Origin of the sequence: Synechococcus sp. R6-10 (assembly GCF_047461815.1) — a bacterium.
Taxonomy (GTDB): Bacteria; Cyanobacteriota; Cyanobacteriia; order Thermostichales; family Thermostichaceae; genus Thermostichus.
In genome coordinates this window covers 1-1,835 of the sequence record NZ_JANSHW010000042.1, presented here as the reverse complement: position 1 = coordinate 1,835, position 1,835 = coordinate 1, and the positions used below count along the sequence as shown (strand labels likewise).

The 1,835-nt window shown below is 55.3% G+C and carries 1 protein-coding gene; it reads right to left on the bottom strand.

What is annotated here, in order from left to right; translation table 11 throughout:
* Positions 1-152: 152 nt before the first annotated feature.
* On the bottom strand, positions 153-1,661 hold the full coding sequence (locus tag NW837_RS01280; protein ID WP_414328924.1) for an FkbM family methyltransferase: 1,509 nt from the start codon (positions 1,659-1,661) through the stop codon (positions 153-155).
* Positions 1,662-1,835: the final 174 nt, after the last annotated feature.

Here is a 1,835-nt window from a genome sequence, read left to right as displayed (position 1 = left end):
CCTATCACTTGGGCATGTCCTTCCTGAACCAGCTTGTCGAAGTTATCGCCGCCCAGAAACATCGCCCCCACGTCTGCAATTCGGATAAAAGGCATGTCTTTGCCGAGGATCTCGCTAATCGGGAAAGGCATTACTCTACTCCACAGAAACGGCTAGATCAGACCAGCTTTGCTCGCCAGAGAAAAGCGATTCGGATGCACGGCAACCAAGTTTAACGCAGTTGGCAGTTGCACAGAAGCCTGAACGGTACTGAGATCTTGGATCATCGGGTTGTAAACATAAATGAGATAGCCTAATTCGGCGAGAAGCTTCGCCGACTCCAAACCTGAAAACTGGCCGACATTTTGGTTTTCAAACAGGATCAGCGGGGTACAGGTCTCGATCAGCTTTCTCCCCCCCTTCAGAACAGGAACCTCTGCCCCTTCCGCGTCAATTTTGAGCAGATCGATGGTGGGCTTGCTCTCTGAGATCCACAACTCGTCCAAGGTGATTTGCTGCACCGGCTGGGTTTCTTCTACAACCGACATGGGATCCGTGACGATGCGGTTGAAAACGCTGGCCCCTTCACAGACCAGGTAAACCTCGCGGGACTCTTCGCCTACCGCAGCTTCCACAACTTGCACGGATTGGTCGAGCTTGTTTTGAGCAACAGTTGCCCGCAAGCACTGCAAACATCCCGGCGTGGGCTCGATGGCATAGACTTTCCCAGACTCGCCCACACAGCGGGCAAAGAGAAAGGTGTAAACCCCAACGTTGGCCCCCACGTCAATGGCGTTCATGCCCGGCTTGAGGATTTGCCGACACAGCTCGATTTCACTCTCAAACCAGCGATCTTGAGCCAGGAGGACAAAGGTCACAATGCTTTTAAGATCTGGCTCTAGCCTTAGCTTGTACCCCTCATACTGAGTCCAGATTTCTATCTCGGCCACAGCATCGGAGGCTGGAGCTCCGTTAGGAGGCGTTTCTAACTCTTGCTCTGCTGAATCCGACTCCGCCTTGGAGGGATCCTGCCGCGGAATGTAGCGATCTAGAGCCAGTTGCAGCACTTGCAGGGCCCTGTCCTTCTGCCCAGGGAAATGGTCGGCTATTTTCTGCAGCAAGAAAGCCCCTTCCGGCTGCGCCTGCGCTGCCGCATTCATGGCAACCACCATTTGCGCCTCTAGATCCTCTGGGTCAATGGCTGCAGCCAGCCGCCAGTAGGGCAATGGCTCCGGTCGGTAAACGACTCCGCTGTGGTGGGCTAGCCAACGGGCTAGAGTGTGGAGGTAGCGCTCGCGGGGGCCAAGGCGGGAGGTAGCCTTGGAAGAGCGGCGGGCCTTTTTGCTAGCAGAAGCCAGACGAGGGGGATCCCAAGCCAGCCTGGGCTGGGATCCAGTTAGGCCCAAGCTGGGATCTTCTAGGTAACGCTGGGTCAAAAGCCGGGAGAGCAGCTCTTTTCCCTCTTGGAGGGCCGTGTAGCCGCTTCCCAAGGCCAAAAGGGCATGGAGGCGATTGAACTGGGAGGGGAGATGGTTGGGATCGAGATCCAAACCCTGCCGCCAGGCCGCCAGAGCCATGGCCCAAGCCGCACGTCGCTCCCGCGAGGTTTTGGCTTGCTGGGCCTTCAAGCAGTGAGAGATGCCCAGCTCGTTACATTCATCGGCAGTGGTGGGGATCCCCATGGCTTCGCTAACTAAGCTGCTGAATTATCCTACCACCTTGCCGGAGCTGCACTGGGTCTTCTGAACAGGCAGAAGAGAAGGCGGAAAAAGTTTGGTAACCTGGGAGAGCATGACTCTAGTCAATAATAAGCTCAACTATACTGAAAATAATGTATAATATGTTCAGTACGGATT